This window comes from Pseudomonas neustonica, assembly GCF_003797945.1.
In the GTDB taxonomy this organism is placed as follows: Bacteria; Pseudomonadota; Gammaproteobacteria; order Pseudomonadales; family Pseudomonadaceae; genus Halopseudomonas; species Halopseudomonas neustonica.
This window is the reverse complement of record NZ_RKKU01000041.1, coordinates 1-20,239: the sequence shown is the minus strand read 5'-3', so window position 1 is coordinate 20,239 and position 20,239 is coordinate 1. Positions and strand designations below refer to the sequence as shown.

The window sequence follows — 20,239 nt, the reverse complement described above, 5'->3', positions numbered from 1 at the left end:
GTCGAGTTCATCGACGAAGACATCGACCACGCGCACTGGATTGGTATCGCTGACGTAGTCGTCGAGGCTTTCGGGAAGCAAGGTGCTTTGACCTCGGTGTTCACCCTGGATAAACCGTTTCATGGGAATCCTTGCGATGGAAGTGTCGGAAATCATAGCAAGGATTTGTCAGGACGTTTTTACACACCCTGGGCCGATAGCAGTCATTCAAACCAAAACCAATACCAGCTCCTCCAACAGTAATTGGAGTCAGATGAACATCAATTCTTCTGACTCTGTGCTGGTCGAGCTGTTTTTATCCTGCTCTGACTGATTGCCAGCTCGAAGGGAATATCGTTGGCACTCCCAGTGTGCAGAGCCAGCGTGCCCAGCGGTTGGGCACGTATAAGGCGTGCATTTAGTCGGCCAGCTTTTATTCAATTGCTAAGGCAATTACACCGCAATAGAGCTCCACCCAAACAAGGCATATAGGACAACGGGGCTACTTGGCTGACGTAACGTACTTCAATACCTCAACCACCTGCTCCGGCGTCTGCGCCCAGGCCATCGCTGCTGCGTCCACTTCCTTCAGCGGATGGATGATGTCTGCATCGTGCAGGGTAATGTAGGGCGTGCCCATGGCGGCGCAGTAGCCGGCGTCGAAGGCGGCGTTCCACTGTTTGTATTTATCGCCAAAGCGGATCACAGCCACATCGCACTGCTCCAGTAGCGTCTTGGTGCGAATGCCGTTGACCTTGGCGGACTGGTGATCGCGCCAGAACGGCACCTCGGGCTTGCCCAGCACATCGCCAGCCGCATCGCTGGATTCGTGGTGGGTGACAGGGGCGGTGAATTCCACCGGTAACCCGGCGGCTTCTGCACCGGCTTGAATCTGTTCGCGCCAATCAGTGTGGATCTCACCGGATAGATAAACAGTCCAGATCATGCGGCACCTCAGTTGTGTTCGGGAATTTGGGCTTAGGGTACCAGACCTCGTTGCGCTTACGGAGCCTAGAGCTGCAGCCCAGCCACTGCATCAATAGATAGACCAGCGAAAGATAAAGTGGCCTAGGACTGGTTCACAGTGGTCTAAATCGCTCGGCGTAGCTGCGGCTGACGACGAGTTTATCTGCACAGCCTTTCAAACTGAGATTCAAACAACCGCGAAAGTCCCGGCTAATGGATTGCACATAGCGGGCATTCACAATGCAGTTGCGGTGAATGCGCCAGAAGTGCTCGCCATCCAGTCGCGGCTCTAACTCCTTTAGCGGCGTGCGGATGGGGTAATGGCCGTCTGCGGTGTGCAGAACGGTGTATTTGTCTTCGGAGCGCAGGTACAGCACTTCATCGGCCGCAATCAGCCGTATGCGTTCACCCACCGAGGCCTGCAACCACTGCAGCGGCGCCACCGGTGCGGGTTCAAGCATCTGGGTAACTTTTGCCATAAGCGCGACTAGATCGCCACCCATGGGAGCACCACTGGCCAGCCGCTGCTTTAGACGCTCAACAGTGACTTGCAGGCGGTCTTCACGTACGGGTTTGAGCAGATAATCCAAGGCCTCGCGTTCAAAGGCCTCGACCGCGTATTGATCGTAGGCCGTCACGAACACGATCTGGCACGGCTGACGCAGCTGAGCGGCCACCTCCAGGCCGCTAAGGCCGGGCATGCGGATATCCAGAAAGGCGATTTGCGGTTGCGTCTGTTCCAGCAAGTGCAGGGCCTCCAGCCCATCGGTAGCATGCACGATGGCAGCCAGCTCCGGCCAGGCCTGGCGCAGTTGACGATCCAGCTCGCGGACCAGTTCCGGCTCATCGTCTGCAATCAGCACCTTGATGCTCATGTGCGTGGCACCCTCAAGGTGGCGGTCACGCCACCATGGTCATTGTCTTCCAGAGTGAGGGCAGCGCGCCCTTCATAGAGGGTGGTAAGGCGGGCGCGGATATTGGCCAACCCGGTCCCGGCGGAGCCACTGTTGCTGAAGCCCATACCGTCGTCCCCTACTTGCATCTGAATAGCATCGCCGATACTCGACACCGTTATCCACACCCGGCCAGGCCCGGTTTTGGGCTCCAGGCCGTGGCGAATGGCATTTTCCACCAGGGGTTGCAGCAGCATAGGTGCCAGCGGCTGGCTGCGCAGTTCATCGGTAATATTGATGTTGAACGTCAGTCGCTCGCCCATGCGGAACTGCATAATGGTGAGGTAGCTGTCTAGCAATGCCAGTTCTTCGCCCAGCGTTGCCTGATCGCAGCGGCTATGAGACAGGCTTGCTCTTAGATAGTCGATCAAGTGGTCAAGCAGCTGTTTGCCGGCCAGCGGATCACGGCCGATCAAACCACGCAGAATCGCCAGGGTATTGAACAAAAAGTGCGGTTCGACCTGGGCCTGCAGCAGGCGTAACTCGGTCTCTACCTGCGCCTTTTCACCCTGCAGAAGCTTAAGGCGCTCGGCATCAAGGGCTTGCTCGCTGCGCAAGGTACGCTCGCGATAGAAGGCAAGCATGGTAACGCCAGCGCCAAACACCAGGCCAATAAACACCGCCTGCCAGAACGCCCGTGCACCGGATGTATCGAATTCGGAAACACCGGTAACCACCAGTGCGAGCCCGGTGCCCAGCATGGAGCCCACTACCACGGCCAAGCCCAGGCCCACTGCGCGCCAGGGGCGCACATGGATAACGCACAGGTTCAGGGCCACCAAGGCGGTTATGGTCAATCCGATGCACTGGGAAAATACCCAGTTCACCATTAGCGAGCCGCCGTAGTCGATGGCCGTCAAAAACAGGGCGATCACCGTGTTGAACACGATAGCCATGCCCCAAAGGGCCACTGCTGGCAGCTTCAACCAGAGTGAGGGCTGATGCGCGCGCTGCGCGTCAGAATGACCTGATCGGCTCGTCATCAACTGCGCACAAAGTGGCCGTGAAAGCCCAAAGGCAGGCTGTAGGGCAGCGCCGCCTGAGCGATGGGGCCATCCTGCAGGTGCGCTGCATCAAACAATGTCAGGCGGGTGATACCGGCTTTGGTGTCCAGTACGGTACCGAGCAGCCAGGCTTCGCCTTCAGGGGCATCGGTCGTTTTGGGAATCACCAGGTGCTCCTCTACTATGATGCCTTCGTCGAAACGGTAGTGTTGCTCGTTTTGTCGGTTCAGATCGATTCTCCTCAGCGCATTGAATCCCGGGTGGCTGATGTCGCCGGTGGCCTCGGCCAACACCAGGTAACGCTGCCGCTGGCCAATGGCACGCGGATCCAGTGTCGGAAACTCGCAGTTACCCGGCAACAGCGCCTGCTCGGCACGGCCGCTGTCAGGGTAGAGCGTGACCTGTGCAAGCTGCGCATGGTGTCCATCCACATAATCGCCCGTCATGACCTCACGGAAACTCTCGGTCAACACGCGGGCATCGGCGTAACGCAGGTAGTCAAACCGAATAGTACCCCCAGCTTCTTCCCAAGCGTTACCCAGATGAAACACAAAGCCGGGCGGCAGCTCATACCAGCGTTGTTTGGACCAATCATTCTTGTCCATAGTGAGTATTCGCATTGGCTGGTCCGCGTGCCACTGGTAGCTATCGAGCACGCTGTGGCCGGCCGCATAACGATCTACCTCCATCACCATGGGCGGCAACAGGAATATCAGGTGCCGCTCCGTCACGGCAAAATCGTGCACCATCGGCAAATCAGGCACCGGGATGCCTTCAGCTTTCTTTAGCGTGCCATCGGCGGCAATGTGATAGATCACCAGCATCTGGCCAGCCGCGCCGAAATTCCACAGGCTGCCATCGGGATCCTTACGCGGATGGGCAGAAAACGGCACACCCTGTAGATCGTCGCGCCAAGTCACCGGGCCGATGGTATCGAGCGTCCGCGGATCGAGTTCCCAGGCTGAGCCTGCGTCCCACAGGGACATCAAGCGCTCGCCATGCCAGGTCACGCTCACATTGGCCACGTTCATGTCGTCTGGAGCGGAGACCGCTTCCATACCCGCCAGCCGTGTACCGAAAGCGGGCGTGAGGAGCCGTCCAGCGCGCTCGTCAACACGGAATTTATGCGTTTCGATGAACCGGCCGTGATGGGCAACGCTGCCGCCGTTTAACCGAAACGCCTGAAGCATGCCGTCACCGTCGAACCAGTGCTGGTAGCGTTGCCCGCCGCGCTCAAATCGGGCCGGCATGTTGCGATAGAAGCTGCCTTGCAGCGCCGCTGGCCAGCGGCCGCTCACGCGCAACGAATCGCTGCTCAGGCTGTTCTGCTGCACGCTTTGATAACCGAGCAGCCATGGCTTTGCTGACCCACCGCCGATCATGCTGTCAGATTTCCCGGCGGCCCGGGCCAGACTCATGGGCACCAACATGGCGGCGGCGCTACCCATCAACATCTGCTGCAATAGCTCACGACGATTCATGATTAATTCCTCAGCTCAATGTTGATTACCTGGGTTTCATCGTCTGCCGACAAGTTGACTGCGGCTGCAGCAAAATCCGGCGGGCCCATAGCGCCCATGGCATTTTGGCTGAACCCGAAAGGTTCGCTGGGTAGTCCGATCAGGTTGGTGTCGAGCTTGCGGTTGGCGTTTGCATCTTGAAAAACCGTGATTGCATAAGCACCAGGCGGCAAACCGGTGAAGACCGCAGACGGAAGCTGACCAGTCTCTGTGGAAACCGCCACTTCGCGCATGTGCTGCCCTGCATAAGCCTCTGCCGAGTCATACAGCGCGAAATAAACCAGGCCATTGCCCTGCTCCGCATTGCTGATATCAATCTGAAGATCGGCACTCTGTGCGCTTAAACAGACGGCCAGCGTGCCTGCAAAGAGGGAAAATCTGAGGAGTGTGGGGTTATATCGCATCGCTAGGTGCTCCGTGTCGTGATCGATAAGCTCAATCTGACAGCTCTACCCGCGGGCAAAGACGGATTTGCGATAGAACGCCGTACGGTGCGATAAAACGCAGAGAATGGCTGACGTGCGAAAAGGAACCAGCATTCCTGCCGGAGACCATCATTAAGAGCCGATGTGCCCGGCCAGTATCCAGGCAGTACCGGGGATTAGCAGAACAGCGAACCTCTATGTGGTCATGCCAGAAATGCATTTTCCCTATGCCTCCCCGCAAACTCGACAGCAGGCAAAAAGCGTTCAGGCATGACAATTTCAGCCCTTTCAAGCCCAACTATCGCGGACAAAAAAAATGCGCCAGCGCGCGCTTTGAGCTGATCGCTAATTAACGTTAACTCCTGGTTATTGGAAGATGTAATCCGCCAAGACATGTAAAAAGGCGTGTATTTGTTCAAGGCGCGGCCCAATACTCCGGCAACGACTCTATCCTTTTGAGCCACCGCGCAGTTTTAACAGCACATTACCGTCTGAAAACCCGCTCAGGTGTTCAACACCGGGCAAATGTGGATAGGATGAACGCCTGAACCACGCCCCACCCTCCTTAATTAGCAGCGCAGGCCTCACACATGATCACCTTACATCACCTGAACCAATCACGTTCCAAGCGCATTATCTGGTTGCTGGAAGAGCTTGGCGTTGAATATCAATTGGTTGCCTATCAACGCGACAGCGTCACTCGCCGTGCGCCCGCTGCGCTTAAAGCCGTGCATCCTTTGGCCAAGTCGCCGGTGATTGAAGATGGCGATCTGGTGCTGTCGGAATCCGGCGCCATTGTTGATTACCTGGTCAGCCGCTACGGTGCAGATACGTTGGCGCCTGCAGCGCATACGCTTGAGCACGCGCGTTATATTCAATGGCTGCATTTTGCAGACGGCACGGCGGCCTATCCGCTGATTACGCTTTATCTGTTGAGCGCCGACAGCAGCCAGAAATGCTTTTTGGGTGACTTTGCACGCGAGCAGATGCTAGACGTACTGACCTACGTGAACGACGAGTTGGCTAACAAGGAGTATCTGACCGGCGCGCAATTTACCGGCGCAGACATTTTAAATTCCTTTGTGTTTGAGAAGATTAGCGAAAGCCGCGGTCTAAAACAGTTCCCCCATATTGAATCCTATTTGCAGCGCATTCTGGCGCGTCCGGCAGCGCACAAAGCCGAGGCGCTGGAACGAAAGCATGATCAAGCAGCGAGTTGAAGTGAGGCCTACGCCAAGTGCACGCCAACGCAGCATTTAGGCAGCTTCATCGATGACACTGGCCCGTGCCCGCAACAAGCTAATACGCGTATTCGTTAGCAGGAGAACGCTTGAATGAAGCACGAAGAAGGTGGTGGGCATAACGCCCGGCCTGACGATTCAGAGCATGTGGAGCAAGATCAGTCCCGCGAGCCAATGAGCGAGCGCGAAGCCAGGAAACAGCCGCAAAATCCCAGCGAAGAGTCGCTGAGCGAAGGCGAGCGCGAAGCGGTAAACGAGCATGGCAACTTGTCTGCGCTCTCGGTGTACGCCGTTATCTTGCGCGAAGGTGAAGGAGAGCTGAAGCGGCCCGTCACCTCGCTCTGGTGGTCCGGTGTGGCGGCAGGGGTTGGTATTTCGACGTCGGTGCTGACCGAGGGCGTTATCCAGGCCAAGCTCGGGCTGGATCATCCCTACCTGGACTTGCTGCAAAGCTTTGGTTACGCCTTTGGTTTTGTGTTGGTGATTCTGTGCCGCCTGCAATTGTTTACTGAAAACACCATCACCGTTGTACTGCCTATGCTGGCTGAGCCATCGCGCAATCGGTTTTACTGCACCGCTCGCCTATGGGGCGTGGTGCTCGCGGCTAATTTGGTTGGCACCTTCCTGACGGCTGCGATCAGTACCTATGGCGGCGTGATCACCCCGGATACGCTGACGGCTGTACTCGAAATATCGCGGCACGTGGCGGAGCTGGCACCCGCAGAGGCCTTTTTACGCGCTATTCCGGCGGGCTTTTTGATTGCCGCACTGGTGTGGATGCTGCCATCAGCCAAGGGCTCGGAGGTGCTGGTTATTGTCATGTTTACCTGGCTGATCGCAGTAGCGGGCTTCACCCATGTAATTGCCGGATCAAACGAGATTTTCTTCCTGGTACTCAACGACGACATGAACATACTCACCGCCCTGACCTACCATATTTTGCCGGTACTTATCGGTAACGTACTGGGTGGCACGGGCCTGTTCGCCATGCTTGCCCATGGTCAGGTGCATGAAGAGATGCGCTGACAAGACCTTGCCGAGCGGTAACCCGCGTAGACGGGTTACCGCTAGTAAGCGACTTAGCCCGGACCCCTGCCACAGGGCTTAACGAAACATCAACGATTGATGCGCCGCCACCCCGGTTCAGGCGCCCTCACCTACGGCAGTCGCGGCATTACCGTTAGCCACCGCCGCATCACCGCAGGCAAACACACCAGTAACGCTGGTCTCACGCATGGCATCCACCTTGTTTAATGCTGGTTAAGCGCCACACCCCGCCTCCACCACACACGCCATTCTGAGCGCCGCGTCCTCCGGCTGCAAGGTGCTGTGCGCGATGCCAAAGCGCTCACGCAGCGTGCTTTGCATTTGCGGCAACGTCGCCTGCCATTGGCTCATGTGATCCAGGTCTACGTGGGCGGCCAGCGCATGGCTGTTGGAAGACAGACTCCAAATGTGCAGATCATGTACGGCGTGTACGCCGTCGATCTGCGTCAGCGCTTGACTGACCTCTGTCGGGTCTATGCCTTGTGGGACGCCTTCCATCAGTACGCGGGTAACAGCGCGCAGCAAGCGGACGGCTGACACCAGAATGAGCAGGCAGACGAACAGCGAGAGAATGGGGTCCATGATCGCTGGCCCGCCAAAGTAGATAATGGCACCGGCGGCGACAGCGGCGACCGAGCCCAATAGATCACCCATCACGTGTAATAGTGCCCCGCGCACGTTCATATCCTGCTCACCGCGCATCAGCACCCAGGCAACGATGATATTCACCAGCAAACCCAGGCCGCCCACCAGCAGCACGGTCGCACCGTTGACCTCGGGCGTGTCGAGCATGCGCAGTATGGCTTCATAGCCGATATAGACGATGACCAGAAACATGAAGATGACGTTAAAGAGTGCGCCCAATACTTCGGCGCGCTGAAATCCGAAGGAATGCTGACGTGAGGCGGGTTTGTTGGCCAGCCAGGCGGAAAAGGCGCCTACGCCGAGTGAGAGCGAGTCGGTAAACATGTGGCCAGCGTCGGACAGCAAGGCCAGCGAGTTGGCCATGAGCCCCCCAAACACTTCGACCACCGCAAAGGCGGTGGTGAAGATAAGCGCAAAAAACAGCGTCTTACCGCTGCCATGGCTGTGACTGTGTGCGCCATGGCTATGGTCATGCGCGTGGGAATGATCATGCTTGTGCTCGGTCATCTCGTTCACGCCCTGTTACGCGCCTCGTGGCGGCGCTCTGCTGAGGATTATAAAGCCAGTGGTTGATCAAACCTGGCGGCGCCTGAAAGATCACCGCGCGTTCTGCGTTCAATCAACAGGGCTATTAAAAACCCTGCAGCGGCTATAGGGTCAAGCAGAGAATGCCGCGGGCACTTTGCAGGTCAATCAGCTAAGCAGAATAAGACCCGGTGGCAAGTCCGGCGCGCTCAGCCAGGAAGATCGGCGCGGTGATGCGGGATGGGGTTATCACGCGTTTAACCGGCGCAATAGAATTGCCGCGCGGCCTCCAGCATGGAAACGCTGATTTTGTGGACTTCCTGACGGCTTTGCTCGATATGCGCGCGCAGCATGCGCAGGCATTCATCCTTGCGGCGAGCAGCCAGCATACGCAGGATATCCGCGTGCTCGACGTAGGTTTGCTCGATGCGGTGTGATTTGTAGAAGTCCAGGCGGCGCACGATCCGAATGCGCTCACACACCTCAAGATGCATGCGGGTCATTTCACTGTTGCCAGCCAACCGCAGCAGCTCGCAATGAAACTGCTCATCCAGCTCCGCCATGACCTGCATTTCGGTCTCGCGCTGCGCCGGTTCAACCAGCCATGTGGCGGTCAAGGGCGCAAGCAGCTCGCGCACATCCTGCGCCACACAGAGTTTTTCAATGGCCGCCGACTCCAGGGTTATGCGCACTTCGTAGAGCTGGTCTATGCGCGAAAAATCAATCGGCTTGACCGACCAACCACGGCGAAAACCGACTTCCAGATAGCCCTCGCGTTCCAACCGGTAGAGTGCATCGCGCACTGGCGTGCGAGATACCTGGTAGCGTTCGGCTATCTGGTTCTCGCTGAAGCGATCATGCGGCAGCAGGTAAAAATCGAAGATATCCTGCTTGAGGCGATGATAAACCTGCTCTGCCAATGAAGCGGGCTGTGGTTGCGCCATCTACACTTATCTCTGGACTGTCGACAAATCGATACTGACATGCGCCGCAACCACTTGCCAGCGCCCTTCCAGCTTCGCCCAGGTCTGCATCTGGCGGCCACCCAGGGTGGTTTCACCATCGCGGAACTGGGTGCTCACCGTGGCGTAGTCGGTACCAAAGGTGGTCACCACGGTGTTATACAACTCACGGCCCGGCCCGACGGGCACACAGGTACGCCGATAGGCGGCAATAGTCTGCGCACCGTAGAGGTTTTCGGCTACGCCGTAGCGCACGGTATGCTCACTGTCCCAGAAGTAGTCATCCAGGGTTTCCATCTCGTTTACCAACAGGGCGCGTTCGTAGTCGACAAAGGCGTCTGTCACCTCTTGAACCACCTGCGGCAGGTTAATCTCGGTCATGGGTAGCTCCTAATGCGCGCTGCAATTCATGCAGCTGGGCAACACGGCCGACGATCCCGCCCTGGGCGGTAATCATTGCCAGCGTTGCCTGTTTGAATTCAGGGAAATAGCTTTCGGTCGCCTCGTCGATCAGCAGGCAGCGGTAACCACGATCGTTGGCTTCACGCATGCTGGTCTGCACGCACACCTCGGTGGTGACACCGGCAAAGATCAGGTACTCAATGCCCTGTTCCGCCAGTCGCTCCTGCAAACCGGTGGCGTAGAACATGCCCTTGCCCGGTTTATCGATTATCCATTCACCCGGCAAGGGCGCGACCTCGGGCAGGATGTCGTTACCTGGCTCGCCGCGCACCAGAATGCGGCCCATCGGGCCTTCATCACCAATACGCATGCCAGCGGGTGCGCCTTCGCGTTTGGCTGGCGGGCAATCGGATAAATCCGGTTGGTGCGATTCGCGCGTGTGTATCACCAGCAGCCCCGCCGCGCGGGCCGTTGCCAGCAGCTGCTGTACCGCAGGGATGATGGCTCTGAGCAGGGTGACGTCGTTACCCAGTGCGGCGCCAAAGCCGCCTGGCTCGACGAAGTCACGCTGCATGTCGATCACCACCAGCGCCGTGCGCTCAGGGTCAAACGCAAAGGCGTCCGGTTGTGCGTCTATGGCAATCATGAAGCTACCTGCTGATCGTTCTGTTCGGTGCCTGCCATATAGCGGCCAAGTACCTGGCGCTCGGCTTCTGCCGGTACCGTCTGGTGATTGATCTCACCATCGTGGATAACCAGGATGCGGTCCGACAGCTCCAGTAGTTCATCCAGATCTTCACTGAGCAGGAGCACTGCTGCGCCGCGATTGCGCGCTTCCAGCAGGCGGCGATGGATGAGTTCTACCGAGGCGAAGTCGAGCCCGAATACCGGGTTGGAGACGATCAATACCGCCACATCCTCGGTCAGTTCACGCGCCAGCACGGCGCGCTGTACGTTGCCCCCCGATAGCGTGCCGATGGGGCGATCCGGATCATTGGGGCGCACATTGAAGCGCTCAATCAGATCACGCGCGCGCAGGCGAATGGCCCGGCGATTGATCAGCCAACCGCTGCGGCACAGCGGCGCTTGGTCGTAATCACGCAGGGCCAGGTTTTCCGCCACACTCATGCCAGCGATACAGGCATTGCGCAGGGGTTCTTCCGGCAAGCTATACACGCGCTCGCGCTGCATTTCGGTACGGGTAGCCTGATAGGGCCTACCGTTGACGCGAATCTCGCCAGCACTGCGCCGACGCTGTCCCAGCAGTGCCTCGGTCAGCTCGCGCTGACCGTTGCCGGAGATACCGGCAATGCCGACGATCTCACCGGGCAATACACTGAGTGAAACGCCCTTGACCGCCAGCGTGCCACGATCATTGGCGACCTGCAGATTGCTCACTTCCAGCCCCGGTACACGTTCGGCATCGTTGCGGGTGCGCTCCAGCACAGCGGCCTGCGTGCGGCTTTCGCCCATCATCCAGGTCGACAGCTCGGTTTCATCCGTATCAGCAACGGCCTTGCTGCCCACCAGTTGACCACGGCGCAGCACGGTAACGTCGTCCGCAAAGCGGGTAACCTCGGAGAACTTGTGCGTAATCATCAGCACCGACAGATCACCCGCGCGGGTCAGGTCACGCATCAGGCCCAGCACTTCTTCTGCTTCCTGCGGCGTGAGCACCGAGGTCGGCTCATCAAGGATAATAAAGCGGCGATCCAGGTAGAGCTGCTTGAGTATTTCCAGCTTCTGTTTTTCGCCGGCCGCCAGCGAGCTGACCGCCCGCTCCACATCAATGTTGAACGGCATGCGCTGCATAAATTCCGCCAGCCGGGCACGCTCCTGCTTCCAGTCGATACGCCAGGGCAGCTCACCGCGTGACAACACCAGATTCTCGGCAACGCTAAGGCCGGGCGCCACGGTAAAGTGCTGATATACCATGCCGATGCCAAGCCCGTGCGCGTCCCGTGGCGAGACGATAGTCTGCTCGCGTCCGCCAATCAGGATGCTGCCCTCGTCCAGCGGGCCGTAACCGACGATGCCCTTTACCAGCGTGCTCTTACCGGCGCCGTTCTCGCCGAGCAAGGCGTGTACCGTACCGGCGCGCACTTTCATCGAGACATCACCCAGGGCACGAAAGCTGCCAAAGGATTTGCCGGCGCCGATGGTTTCCAGACTAAGCGCTCGCATGATCAGCTCCGCTTCAGACAGTCGATGAGCATGGCCGAATCACCAATAGCGCCAAACACGCCGCCCTGCATCTTGACCATGCTCAGTGCTGCCAAGTGATTGTCGTGATCAGTCGCGCCGCAACAGTCTTCGAGCAGAATGCACTCAAAGCCCCGGTCGTTGGCTTCGCGCATGGTGGTATGCACGCACACGTCGGTGGTGATGCCAGCGAGGATGATGTTCTCAATGCCGCGGGTACGCAGAATCAGCTCCAGATCCGTCGCGCAGAAAGAGCCTTTGCCGGGCTTGTCGATGATGATTTCGCCATCGAGCGGCGCCAGTTCGGGGATAATCTCCCAGCCGGGTTCGCCCCTGACCAGGATGCGCCCGCAGGGGCCGGGATCGCCAATACCGGCGCCAATGCGCTGCGAGCGCCAGCGCTTGTTGGCTGGCAGATCGGAGAGATCCGGGCGATGACCTTCGCGGGTATGAATAATCCAGAAACCCTGCGCGCGCAGCACCTCAAGTACTTGTTTGATCGGCTCAATCGGTGCGCGGGTCAGGGACAGGTCGTAGCCCATGGAGTCAACATAACCGCCTTCGCCGCAGAAGTCGGTTTGCATGTCGATCACGATGAGCGCGGTGTTTTGCGGCGTCAGATCACCGTTGTACGGCCAAGGGTACGGGGCGGATTCGAGATAGCGTTGCGTCATCTTTACTTCTCCTGCGCCTGATATTCACGCTCCGGCGGTTCATAGCCACAGGAGCTGCCATCGGTGTGGACCACCTCCGCCTCCCAGGGCAGACGATATTGCCCAGCCATCAGGTCCTGCATGTAGGTGTAGGGTGCGTCCTGCGCACCGCCCTTGACCGCCACGTAGCCGCGATGGCCAAACTGATAGATGTTGTTTTCCACCCCCCAGTGAATCCGCGCCTCACGCACCAGGTCAGGCCGCAGCTCACAGCTGACGATTTCATCCGCGCGGCCGCCGCCTTCATTCATCACGGTGCCATCAAAATCAACAAACATCGCCTCGCCCATGGAGTCGAAGGTGCCGTCTGAACCACACATGCAGACACTCGCGGTCTGCATCAGATTGCAGAATGAGTTGGCCTGATTGGTTATCTTCCAGGAATGCCGAATGGGCGCGGTGTAACCGGCCGTGCGGATCATGATCTCGGCGCCCTTGTACGCACATTCACGCGCCATTTCCGGGAACATGCCGTCATGACAAATGATCAATGCCAGCTTGCTGCCCTTGGGTCCGTCACAGACCGGAATCCCCATATTGCCGGGCTCCCATGGCTCGACCGGCACCCAGGGGTGCAGCTTGCGGTAATAGAGCTGAATCTCGCCCTGATCGGTAACGATAATTCCGCTGTTGTAGGGGTTGCCGTCGGGGTTGGCTTCCATGATCGAGAAGCAGCCCCAGATGGCGTTGTCGATACAGGCCTGGCGCAATGCCGCGACCTCGGGACCATCGAGGGTGCACATGATGTCATCGGAGGTATCCATCGACAGCCCGTGCAGTGAATACTCCGGGAAGACGATCAGATCCATGCCGGCCACACTGCGCCGTGCCTTGCCGACCATAGCGACAACTTTCTGCGTCTGCTCCCAGAGCTCGGCACGGGTATGCGGATCAGGTAACGACAGTTGCGCAAGTCCAACTACCACGCCATTAGGCGATTTATTCAGACCACCAAGACCACTGGACATGACATTACTCCTATCGAGTCAGGCTGAGTTCGCCAGGGGCGCCACTCAGTGTTTGATTGGGACGGCAAGTGATGAACATCACCGCCAGGGTCAACGCATAAGGCGCTGCCGAAAACAGGTAATAGCCGCTACTGATACCGACCGATTGCAGCGCTGGCCCGATGGCGCCAGCAGCACCAAACAAGAGCGCAGCCCACAAGCAGCGCAGCGGTTGCCAACGGGCGAAGATCACCAGCGCTACGGCCATGATCCCCTGCCCGCTCGACAGGCCTTCGTTCCAGCTACCGGGGTAATAGAGCGAGAGATAAGCACCGCCGATACCGGCGAGAAACCCGCCCGCTGCGGTGGCCGCAATCCGCACCAGTACTGGGCGATAACCCAGCGCGCGGGCCGACTCGGCATGGTCACCTACCAGCCGCAGCATCAGCCCCCAGCGGGTACTGCGTAGCCCCCAGCTGAGAACAAAGGCCAGCGCCACACCGATGAAGAACAGCACGTTGATGCTGAGCGCCGAACGGACCCGCTCATCGTCACTCCAGCCACCCAGATGAATGGCCACCAACGACGGCGCCTGCGGCTGAATGAAGCTCTTACCAAGGAAAAACGCCAGGCCGGTGCCCAGCACCATCAGCGCAATACCCACGGCAATATCGTTAACCCTTGGCAAAGAACAAATCGCGCCGTGCAGCAGGCCCAGCATCAGACCAGCACCACCGGCGGCGAGTACGCCAATCCAGGCAGAGCCAGTCAGGTAGGCCACGGCGTAACCCGCCATAGCGCCACTGACCAAAATGCCCTCGAGGCCGAGGTTGATGCGCCCGCTCTTCTCCGTCAGGCATTCACCCAGGCTGACAAAGATGAAGGGGGTGCCGACGCGAATGGCGCCAGCCAGCAAGGCGAGAAAAAACGTCGCCAGATCCAGATCAGCCATGTTGCAACGCCCCCTGCGCCTGTATCACTCGTTCGTTCAAACGCAGGCGCCAGGCGACAATGCGCGGCGTCAACGCTTCCCAGGCCAGCAAGCTGGTAAACAAAATACCTTCAAGGATCAGCGTGGTGGCATCCGGCAGCCCCAGGCGCCGCTGCAGCAAACTACCGCTGGCTTCGATGCCGCCCAACAGAATGGCGCAGGCGATGATCGCCAACGGATTCTGCCGCGCAGCAAACGCCACCAGGATGCCGCTGGCACCGTAACCGGCGATGATCGCGGCGTTGGCGCTACCCTGCACCGCGGCCACTTCAAACATACCGGCCAGGCCAGCGCAGGCGCCGCCCAACACGCAGGTAAGAATCACCAGACGATCAACCGGTAGGCCCATCATTCGTGCGGTGCGTACATTGCCGCCAACCACCTGCAGCGAGAAGCCGGTTACGCTGTTGCGTACCAGTATCTGCGCCAGAACGCAGGCGATGATGCCGACCACCAGACCCCAGTGCACCTGAAACTGATCACTGATCGGACCAATCAACAAATCGTCTCCAAGTGGTACGGTCGAGGGCTTGTTCAAGCTCGCCGGGTCACGTAACGGCCCCTCGACCAGCTGGTTGAACAACGCAATCGCAATGTAGGACAGCAGCAGGCTGCCGATGGTCTCGTTGAGCCCGCGCTTCTGCCGCATCCAGCCGTTAAGGCCGATCCAGAAGCCACCCACCAGCATGGCGCTGAACGCCATGCACAGCAGCATCAGCAGCGTTGGCATACTGGGTAGCCAAAGCGGTGCCACGGCAGCTGCCAGACCGCCGAGTACCAAGGCGCCCTCCCCGCCGATGATGATCAGCCCCGCCCGCGCGGGCAACGCCACGCAAAGAGCCGTCAGCATCAGCGGAGCGGCTCGCTGCAAGGTGCTTTCCAAGGCAAAAGCCGAACCGAAAGCGCCCTGCACGACCAACTGACACGCCTCCCACGCCGGTTTACCCTGCACTGTAAGAAACAGCATAAAGAGCACAAAGGTGGTCAAGGCTGCGAGCAGCGATGGTAGGCCGGGCAAGAGTGCTACTCCCACCCGGTAAAACTGGTTACGAAAATTCATTACTGCCTCAGATCTGACCGCGAACGCCTTCAACCAGATAGTCCATGCTTTCCAGCACGACATCGGTCTGATCAAGTGCCACACCAGCGGCAACCACCTCATTGCCCTGGTTGTCCTTCAGCGGCCCGGTGAAGATGGCAAACTCGCCCGCCATCATCTGCGCCTTGATCGCATCAGCTTTGGTTTTGGCCTCGGCAGTCACCAGCGGACCGTAGGGCGAGGTCTTGACGAAGCCTTCCTTCAAACCACCACGCAGGAAGTTGATCATCGGCTGGTCATTCTCGGATGCGCTCACATGGGCGCGATAAGGCGTTTCCCAGTTCCACTCGGCGCCAGTCAGATAGCCATTGGGTGCCAGGGCCGACTGGTCTGCGTGATAACCACAGGTCATGGCGCCGCGCTTCTCTGCGGTTTCAACAATGACCTTGGGGCCGTCAACATGGCAGGTAAGCACATCACAGCTTTGATCGATCAGGCTGTTGGCAGCCTCGGCTTCCTTGATCGGGAGCGACCAGTTGCCGGTGAAGATAACCGTGGTGGTGATTTCCGGATCAACCGAGCGCGCGCCCATGGTGAAGGCGTTGATGTTGCGCAGTACCTGCGGTACCGGCTTGGCAGCAATGAACCCCAGCTTCTTGCTCTTGCTGGCATAACCCGCAATGACGCCGTTAAGGTACTGCCCCTCGTCAATGTAGCCAAAAAAGCTACCGGCATTCATGGGGTGTACACCTTCTTGCCACAGGCCACCGCAATGGGCGAAATGCACCTCAGGGAAGCGCTCGGCCATCTTGATGACGTGGGGATCAAAGTAGCCAAAAGAGGTTGGGAAGATCAGTGTGGCGCCATCCTGACGGATCATCGCCTCCATGGATTTCTGTACCGCGACGGTTTCCGGCACGTTTTCTTCTTCGACCACTACCACGTTAGGCAGCGTCTTGATGATGGCTGCAGCCTCGGCATGCGCCTGGTTGTAACCAAAGTCGTCCCGTGCGCCCACATAGATGAAACCAACAATCAAAGGCTTGTCCGCAGCACGGGCAAAACTGAATGGCAAAGCGGCGGTGGCGCCGATCAAACCAGCGAGTTTGAGAAGAGTACGGCGATCGATATTCGACATGGAGCGCTCCTGGGTAGGCTAAGCAGTGCGTAAATTGATTGATCCGCTGGACACCTAGGCGCCCAGCGCTCGCTGCATACCAACTTGTATACAAGATGGGTTTTGCTAAGCATTGATCATGCCAGCCCTCTAGAACGCGTTTATGCGCGATGCAGCCATCCCCAACCGGGAAAACGCACCCGTGCAGTGCGTGTCGAAAATAGGTGCACCACAGACTGGCACGATGGGGATCAAAGAATTGTCTGCACGTTGCCTTGGCAGGGTGACTATTCGGTAACGGACATAGGACGGTGAGACGCCAGAACAGGCTGCACACTCCTCAAAAGCGAAGTAGTACTGTAGAGAAATTGAAGCAGCATCAACCAGGCATCTCCAACGCTCATTACTAAGCAGACCTGAATTGACGGGGACGGCTTAAAGTAGCTGACGGCTGCCTAGCTAGTAGCCCAGGCTTGCCTTAGTCTCGCAAGGTCAAGAACAAGCGCAGATCCAATTCCAGCTGGTGGTAGTCAGGCTCCATATGCTGGCATAGCTGGTAGAAGGCTTTGTTATGGTCTTTCTCGCGCAGGTGAGCCAGCTCATGCACCACCACCATGCGCAGTAGCGGCTCCGGTAGCGTCTTGAGGATGGCCGAGACCTTGATCTCGTTTTTGCGCTTGAGCTTGCTGCCCTGCACACGGCTAACAAACTGGTGCTGACCCAGGGCGTTGTCGATCACGTGCATACGGGTATCGAAGAACACCTTGCTTACCGGACCGCTGCTGCGCATGAATTGCTGCTTAAGCGCCTGGGTATAGTCGTAAAGAGCCGCATCGGTCTGGATCGGATGCTGCTCTTGCGGCGGATAGCGCTGCTCCAGCCAGGCACCGAGCCGCTGCGCCGCAAGCAACTGGGAGACCTGCTGCTGCAAGCTCTGACTATATCCGTTGAGGTATTTGAGGGCAGACAAGGTAGCTCGCGTTCGCGTTGTTGACGCGGTAGATAATACAGCACTTCAGCAAATCCGGTTTCACCAAAGAGCCGCTCTTCTATACACTTCACGCATCGTTCGGCTCTCTGTCATTGGTGTGACTTCATAATGTGATAGAGGCATAGCCGACACCGTATCCAGGCTAAACAAGCACATGAAAAAAGTGGTAGTTACCGGCGGTGCCGGATTCATTGGCAGTCATCTTTGTGAAAAACTGGCCGGTTTGCCAGGCTATGCTGTCTGGTCGCTGGACAACTACTCCAGCGGCAGCACAGACAACCATGTTGAGGGTGTCACTTATCTCAACGGTGACACGCGCGACATAGATCAGCGCATAGACTTTACTCCCGATCTGGTTTTCCACTTGGGGGAGTACTCGCGAACCGAGCAGAGTTTTGCCGATGTAGAAAAGGTCCTGCAGTTCAATCAAAGCGGCACGCAAGCGGTGATCGAATTCTGCCGCCAACGGGGCTGCAAACTGGTTTACGCTGGCAGCAGCACCAAGTTCGCCGATGCCGGCAGTGGCCCGGAACAGAGCCCTTATGCCTGGACCAAAGCAGCCAATACCCAACTCATCCAGCTGTATGGCAAGTGGTACGGGCTGTCTTATGCTATCGCCTATTTCTACAACGCCTACGGCCCGCGGGAAATCAGCAGCGGCCCGTATGCGACGCTGATCGGCCTTTTCACCCGGCACATGCGCGACGGCTCAGAGCTGCAAGTGGTGCATCCTGGCGCCCAGGTAAGGAATTTTACGCATGTGCGCGATATTGTCGAAGGTGTCTATCTGGTTGGTGAACACGGACAAGGTGACGGCTATGCGGTCGGCAGCGAGGAAGGCTATAGCGTGCTTGATATAGCCAGGATGTTTGGCGGCCCAATCAAGATGCTGCCGCCCAGACCTGGCAATCGGATGCACGCCAGCCTGAACAGCGAGAAGACTCAAGCTCTGGGTTGGGCACCGCAATACTCAGTCAGCCAATACATCAAACAACTGCGGGCGCACGACTGGCGACAGCAGGCGGATGCTGAGACGCCTCTCGACCTTACCCCACAGTAAGCTGAGCGCCCTACTCCCTACCTGTGAAGTCAGCGACCCCTCTATCGGGTGCCGCAAAGGCTAACCGTGTGCGACCCAAAACACAGTTAGACTGCTACTGTCGAATCCACGTCTGCGTGCGGCCCAATACGGGCAAACCGATGTAGCCGCGCACCTCCAGCTTGGCGCCGTCGTCGATCAGTCGTGCATTACTGCTGTAGACCTTGCCGTTTTCCGGGTCGAGAATCTTGCCGTTGGTGTACTCATCGCCCTGCTTTTCTAGGCCGGTAAGAATGGTCAGCCCCACTATCGGCGCGCCCTTGTCATCGCCCTCGCATTTCTCGCACGTCGTGTGCGCCTCTCTACCTGGCTGCGGGAAGACCTCTTCAATAGTGCCACGCAGAGAGCCTTGCTGCTCGACAATGCGAATCAGCGCGCGAGCATTGCCGCTATTGTCATCAATACTCTTCCACAAGCCGACAGCCGAATCACTACCTGCCCAGGCTAGCGGCGCTGCCATCACAGTCATTAGCGCAAAAGCGATTCGTCGGATTTGGGTACTCGCTCGCATCAAAGGGATCTCCTGCTGATCTAAAAGAAGTAAGAAGGCTAATATAATCAGTCGGTTATGCCTACGAAAAAATGATTGCACCAACTGACCAAAGCACAGGACAAGTACCACTGCATCAGACCTGACACTTGCTGGAATGGAGTTGCTCGAAGCTATGCTATTGAGAACGTGACCGCTTTATGTGCCGTTGCATTCAGACAAAAAAAGACCATCACGATGGATGGTCTTGAACATGCTTCAGACGGCCGCAGAGATCGGCTTGTCTGGGTACCAGGCGTCCTGCAGTGGGCTGACTTCAACGACAGCCAGTTCGCTGCGACTCTTGAGCCAGGCTTCTGCAGCGGCGCGCTGCTCTTCGCTGACAGAGCCACGCTCTGCCAAGCAGACCAGACCAAAGTCTTCGCCACCTACGAAGTCCAGGCCGTTGGCTTCCATGGCCTGGATCAAAAACTGGTCGAGGAAGCTATCAACTTCTTCAGTGGTCAATCCGTCCTTGAACTCAAGGTTCAGCTCAAAACCCAGCTCCTGAAACTCATCAACACAGAGTTTTTTGCGCAAACGACGTGAACGGTTGGTAGCCATGAAAATTCCTCTTGGGTGATATTGAAGCGAATTGTAACAGTCCCGGGACCGCGCCGCTTGCTGCCAATACAGGAAAACTTTTTCAGGGGAGTGCGAACGACAAAAACATCCCTTGGCTTTAGTATCTGACGCTACTGTGAATGTACAAGACAGGCTAGGTGGCCTGCCAACCATTAGTCAGCTACCAGTGGTGAACAACCTATTGGCTTTACACAACAGAAGCAGTAAGAGAAGCTGGCGAAATTCTTTCGCGATCGAGTAGGGAGCGGGATTACTCCCGCCGCCCTCTCACACCACCGTACGTGCGGTTCCGCATACGGCGGTTCATGACTGACACTGAAGGCGCCGCTGGGTATCCAGCAGCGAGATCAATCCCAA

Annotated in this window: 22 protein-coding genes and 1 pseudogene; 3 read left to right on the top strand and 20 right to left on the bottom strand. The window is 57.9% G+C overall.

The features are described 5' to 3' along the window. The 6 genes from EF096_RS20680 to EF096_RS19225 form a co-directional block, all read right to left on the bottom strand. Positions 1–123, bottom strand: a 123-nt coding sequence (locus tag EF096_RS20680) for a hypothetical protein (RefSeq protein ID WP_235869651.1), incomplete at its 3' end; no start/stop codon positions are given. A 358-nt stretch (positions 124–481) separates the two neighbouring features. Continuing rightward, a complete protein-coding gene (locus EF096_RS19245; RefSeq protein ID WP_123891378.1) occupies positions 482–925 on the bottom strand; it encodes a YtoQ family protein in 444 nt (147 codons plus the stop codon). Between the two features lie 133 nt (positions 926–1,058). Continuing rightward, positions 1,059–1,820, bottom strand: a complete 762-nt coding sequence (locus tag EF096_RS19240; protein WP_123891377.1) for a LytR/AlgR family response regulator transcription factor — start codon at positions 1,818–1,820, stop codon at positions 1,059–1,061. After that, on the bottom strand, positions 1,817–2,881 hold the full coding sequence (locus EF096_RS19235; protein ID WP_123891376.1) for a sensor histidine kinase: 1,065 nt from the start codon (positions 2,879–2,881) through the stop codon (positions 1,817–1,819). The genes EF096_RS19240 and EF096_RS19235 overlap by 4 nt, the downstream gene beginning before the upstream one ends. Beyond that, positions 2,881–4,383, bottom strand: a complete 1,503-nt coding sequence (locus EF096_RS19230) for a carotenoid oxygenase family protein (RefSeq protein ID WP_123891375.1) — start codon at positions 4,381–4,383, stop codon at positions 2,881–2,883. Before EF096_RS19230 ends, EF096_RS19235 begins: the two co-directional genes overlap by 1 nt. Positions 4,384–4,385: 2 nt before the next feature. Beyond that, complete coding sequence (locus EF096_RS19225) at positions 4,386–4,826, bottom strand: DUF2141 domain-containing protein (protein WP_123891374.1); 441 nt, start codon at positions 4,824–4,826, stop codon at positions 4,386–4,388. A 611-nt stretch (positions 4,827–5,437) separates the two neighbouring features. Between EF096_RS19225 and EF096_RS19220 the strand changes: the two genes are divergently transcribed. Together EF096_RS19220 and EF096_RS19215 are read left to right on the top strand one after the other, a co-directional pair. Continuing rightward, the gene (locus tag EF096_RS19220; RefSeq protein ID WP_123891373.1) at positions 5,438–6,067 is read left to right on the top strand and encodes a glutathione S-transferase family protein; all 630 of its coding nucleotides are present in this window, start codon (positions 5,438–5,440) and stop codon (positions 6,065–6,067) included. 114 nt (positions 6,068–6,181) lie between these two features. Beyond that, the gene (locus EF096_RS19215; RefSeq protein WP_218565814.1) at positions 6,182–7,114 is read left to right on the top strand and encodes a formate/nitrite transporter family protein; all 933 of its coding nucleotides are present in this window, start codon (positions 6,182–6,184) and stop codon (positions 7,112–7,114) included. A 117-nt stretch (positions 7,115–7,231) separates the two neighbouring features. Here the strand turns inward: EF096_RS19215 and EF096_RS19210 are convergent. The 12 genes and pseudogenes from EF096_RS19210 to EF096_RS19155 all read right to left on the bottom strand — a co-directional run. Next, positions 7,232–7,336: pseudogene (locus EF096_RS19210) on the bottom strand (thioredoxin reductase); the annotation flags it as partial. A gap of 12 nt (positions 7,337–7,348) precedes the next feature. Next, complete coding sequence (locus EF096_RS19205; RefSeq protein WP_177412380.1) at positions 7,349–8,287, bottom strand: cation diffusion facilitator family transporter; 939 nt, start codon at positions 8,285–8,287, stop codon at positions 7,349–7,351. 275 nt (positions 8,288–8,562) lie between these two features. Then, complete coding sequence (locus EF096_RS19200) at positions 8,563–9,249, bottom strand: GntR family transcriptional regulator (RefSeq protein ID WP_123891371.1); 687 nt, start codon at positions 9,247–9,249, stop codon at positions 8,563–8,565. A 6-nt stretch (positions 9,250–9,255) separates the two neighbouring features. Further along, positions 9,256–9,648 (bottom strand): oxalurate catabolism protein HpxZ, encoded by a 393-nt coding sequence (gene hpxZ / locus EF096_RS19195; protein WP_123891370.1) that lies wholly within the window; start codon positions 9,646–9,648, stop codon positions 9,256–9,258. After that, positions 9,635–10,315, bottom strand: coding sequence for a cysteine hydrolase family protein (locus EF096_RS19190; protein ID WP_123891369.1), 681 nt, complete (start codon positions 10,313–10,315; stop codon positions 9,635–9,637). Before EF096_RS19190 ends, hpxZ begins: the two co-directional genes overlap by 14 nt. Beyond that, positions 10,312–11,853 carry an ABC transporter ATP-binding protein gene (locus tag EF096_RS19185; RefSeq protein WP_123891368.1) on the bottom strand — a complete coding sequence of 514 codons (1,542 nt, stop codon included), beginning with the start codon at positions 11,851–11,853 and terminating at the stop codon, positions 10,312–10,314. The genes EF096_RS19190 and EF096_RS19185 overlap by 4 nt, the downstream gene beginning before the upstream one ends. Positions 11,854–11,855: 2 nt before the next feature. Next, positions 11,856–12,545 (bottom strand): biuret amidohydrolase, encoded by a 690-nt coding sequence (biuH, locus tag EF096_RS19180; protein WP_123891367.1) that lies wholly within the window; start codon positions 12,543–12,545, stop codon positions 11,856–11,858. A 2-nt stretch (positions 12,546–12,547) separates the two neighbouring features. Beyond that, the gene (locus EF096_RS19175) at positions 12,548–13,552 is read right to left on the bottom strand and encodes a formamidase (protein ID WP_123891366.1); all 1,005 of its coding nucleotides are present in this window, start codon (positions 13,550–13,552) and stop codon (positions 12,548–12,550) included. A gap of 10 nt (positions 13,553–13,562) precedes the next feature. Continuing rightward, positions 13,563–14,483, bottom strand: coding sequence for an ABC transporter permease (locus EF096_RS19170; RefSeq protein ID WP_123891365.1), 921 nt, complete (start codon positions 14,481–14,483; stop codon positions 13,563–13,565). Further along, positions 14,476–15,582: an ABC transporter permease gene (locus EF096_RS19165; RefSeq protein WP_123891364.1), complete on the bottom strand. Its 1,107-nt coding sequence runs from the start codon at positions 15,580–15,582 to the stop codon at positions 14,476–14,478. The genes EF096_RS19170 and EF096_RS19165 overlap by 8 nt, the downstream gene beginning before the upstream one ends. A 7-nt stretch (positions 15,583–15,589) precedes the next feature. Then, a complete protein-coding gene (locus EF096_RS19160) occupies positions 15,590–16,699 on the bottom strand; it encodes a BMP family ABC transporter substrate-binding protein (protein ID WP_123891363.1) in 1,110 nt (369 codons plus the stop codon). Between the two features lie 457 nt (positions 16,700–17,156). Continuing rightward, a complete protein-coding gene (locus EF096_RS19155; RefSeq protein ID WP_123891362.1) occupies positions 17,157–17,648 on the bottom strand; it encodes a M48 metallopeptidase family protein in 492 nt (163 codons plus the stop codon). A gap of 175 nt (positions 17,649–17,823) precedes the next feature. Here EF096_RS19155 and EF096_RS19150 point away from each other — a divergent pair, with 175 nt between their 5' ends. After that, positions 17,824–18,729, top strand: a complete 906-nt coding sequence (locus tag EF096_RS19150; RefSeq protein ID WP_123891361.1) for an NAD-dependent epimerase/dehydratase family protein — start codon at positions 17,824–17,826, stop codon at positions 18,727–18,729. A 94-nt stretch (positions 18,730–18,823) separates the two neighbouring features. Here the strand turns inward: EF096_RS19150 and EF096_RS19145 are convergent, their stop codons facing one another. Continuing rightward, positions 18,824–19,279, bottom strand: coding sequence for a DUF2147 domain-containing protein (locus EF096_RS19145; RefSeq protein ID WP_177412378.1), 456 nt, complete (start codon positions 19,277–19,279; stop codon positions 18,824–18,826). Between the two features lie 237 nt (positions 19,280–19,516). After that, positions 19,517–19,861 (bottom strand): YggL family protein, encoded by a 345-nt coding sequence (locus EF096_RS19140; protein WP_123891360.1) that lies wholly within the window; start codon positions 19,859–19,861, stop codon positions 19,517–19,519. Positions 19,862–20,239: the final 378 nt, after the last annotated feature.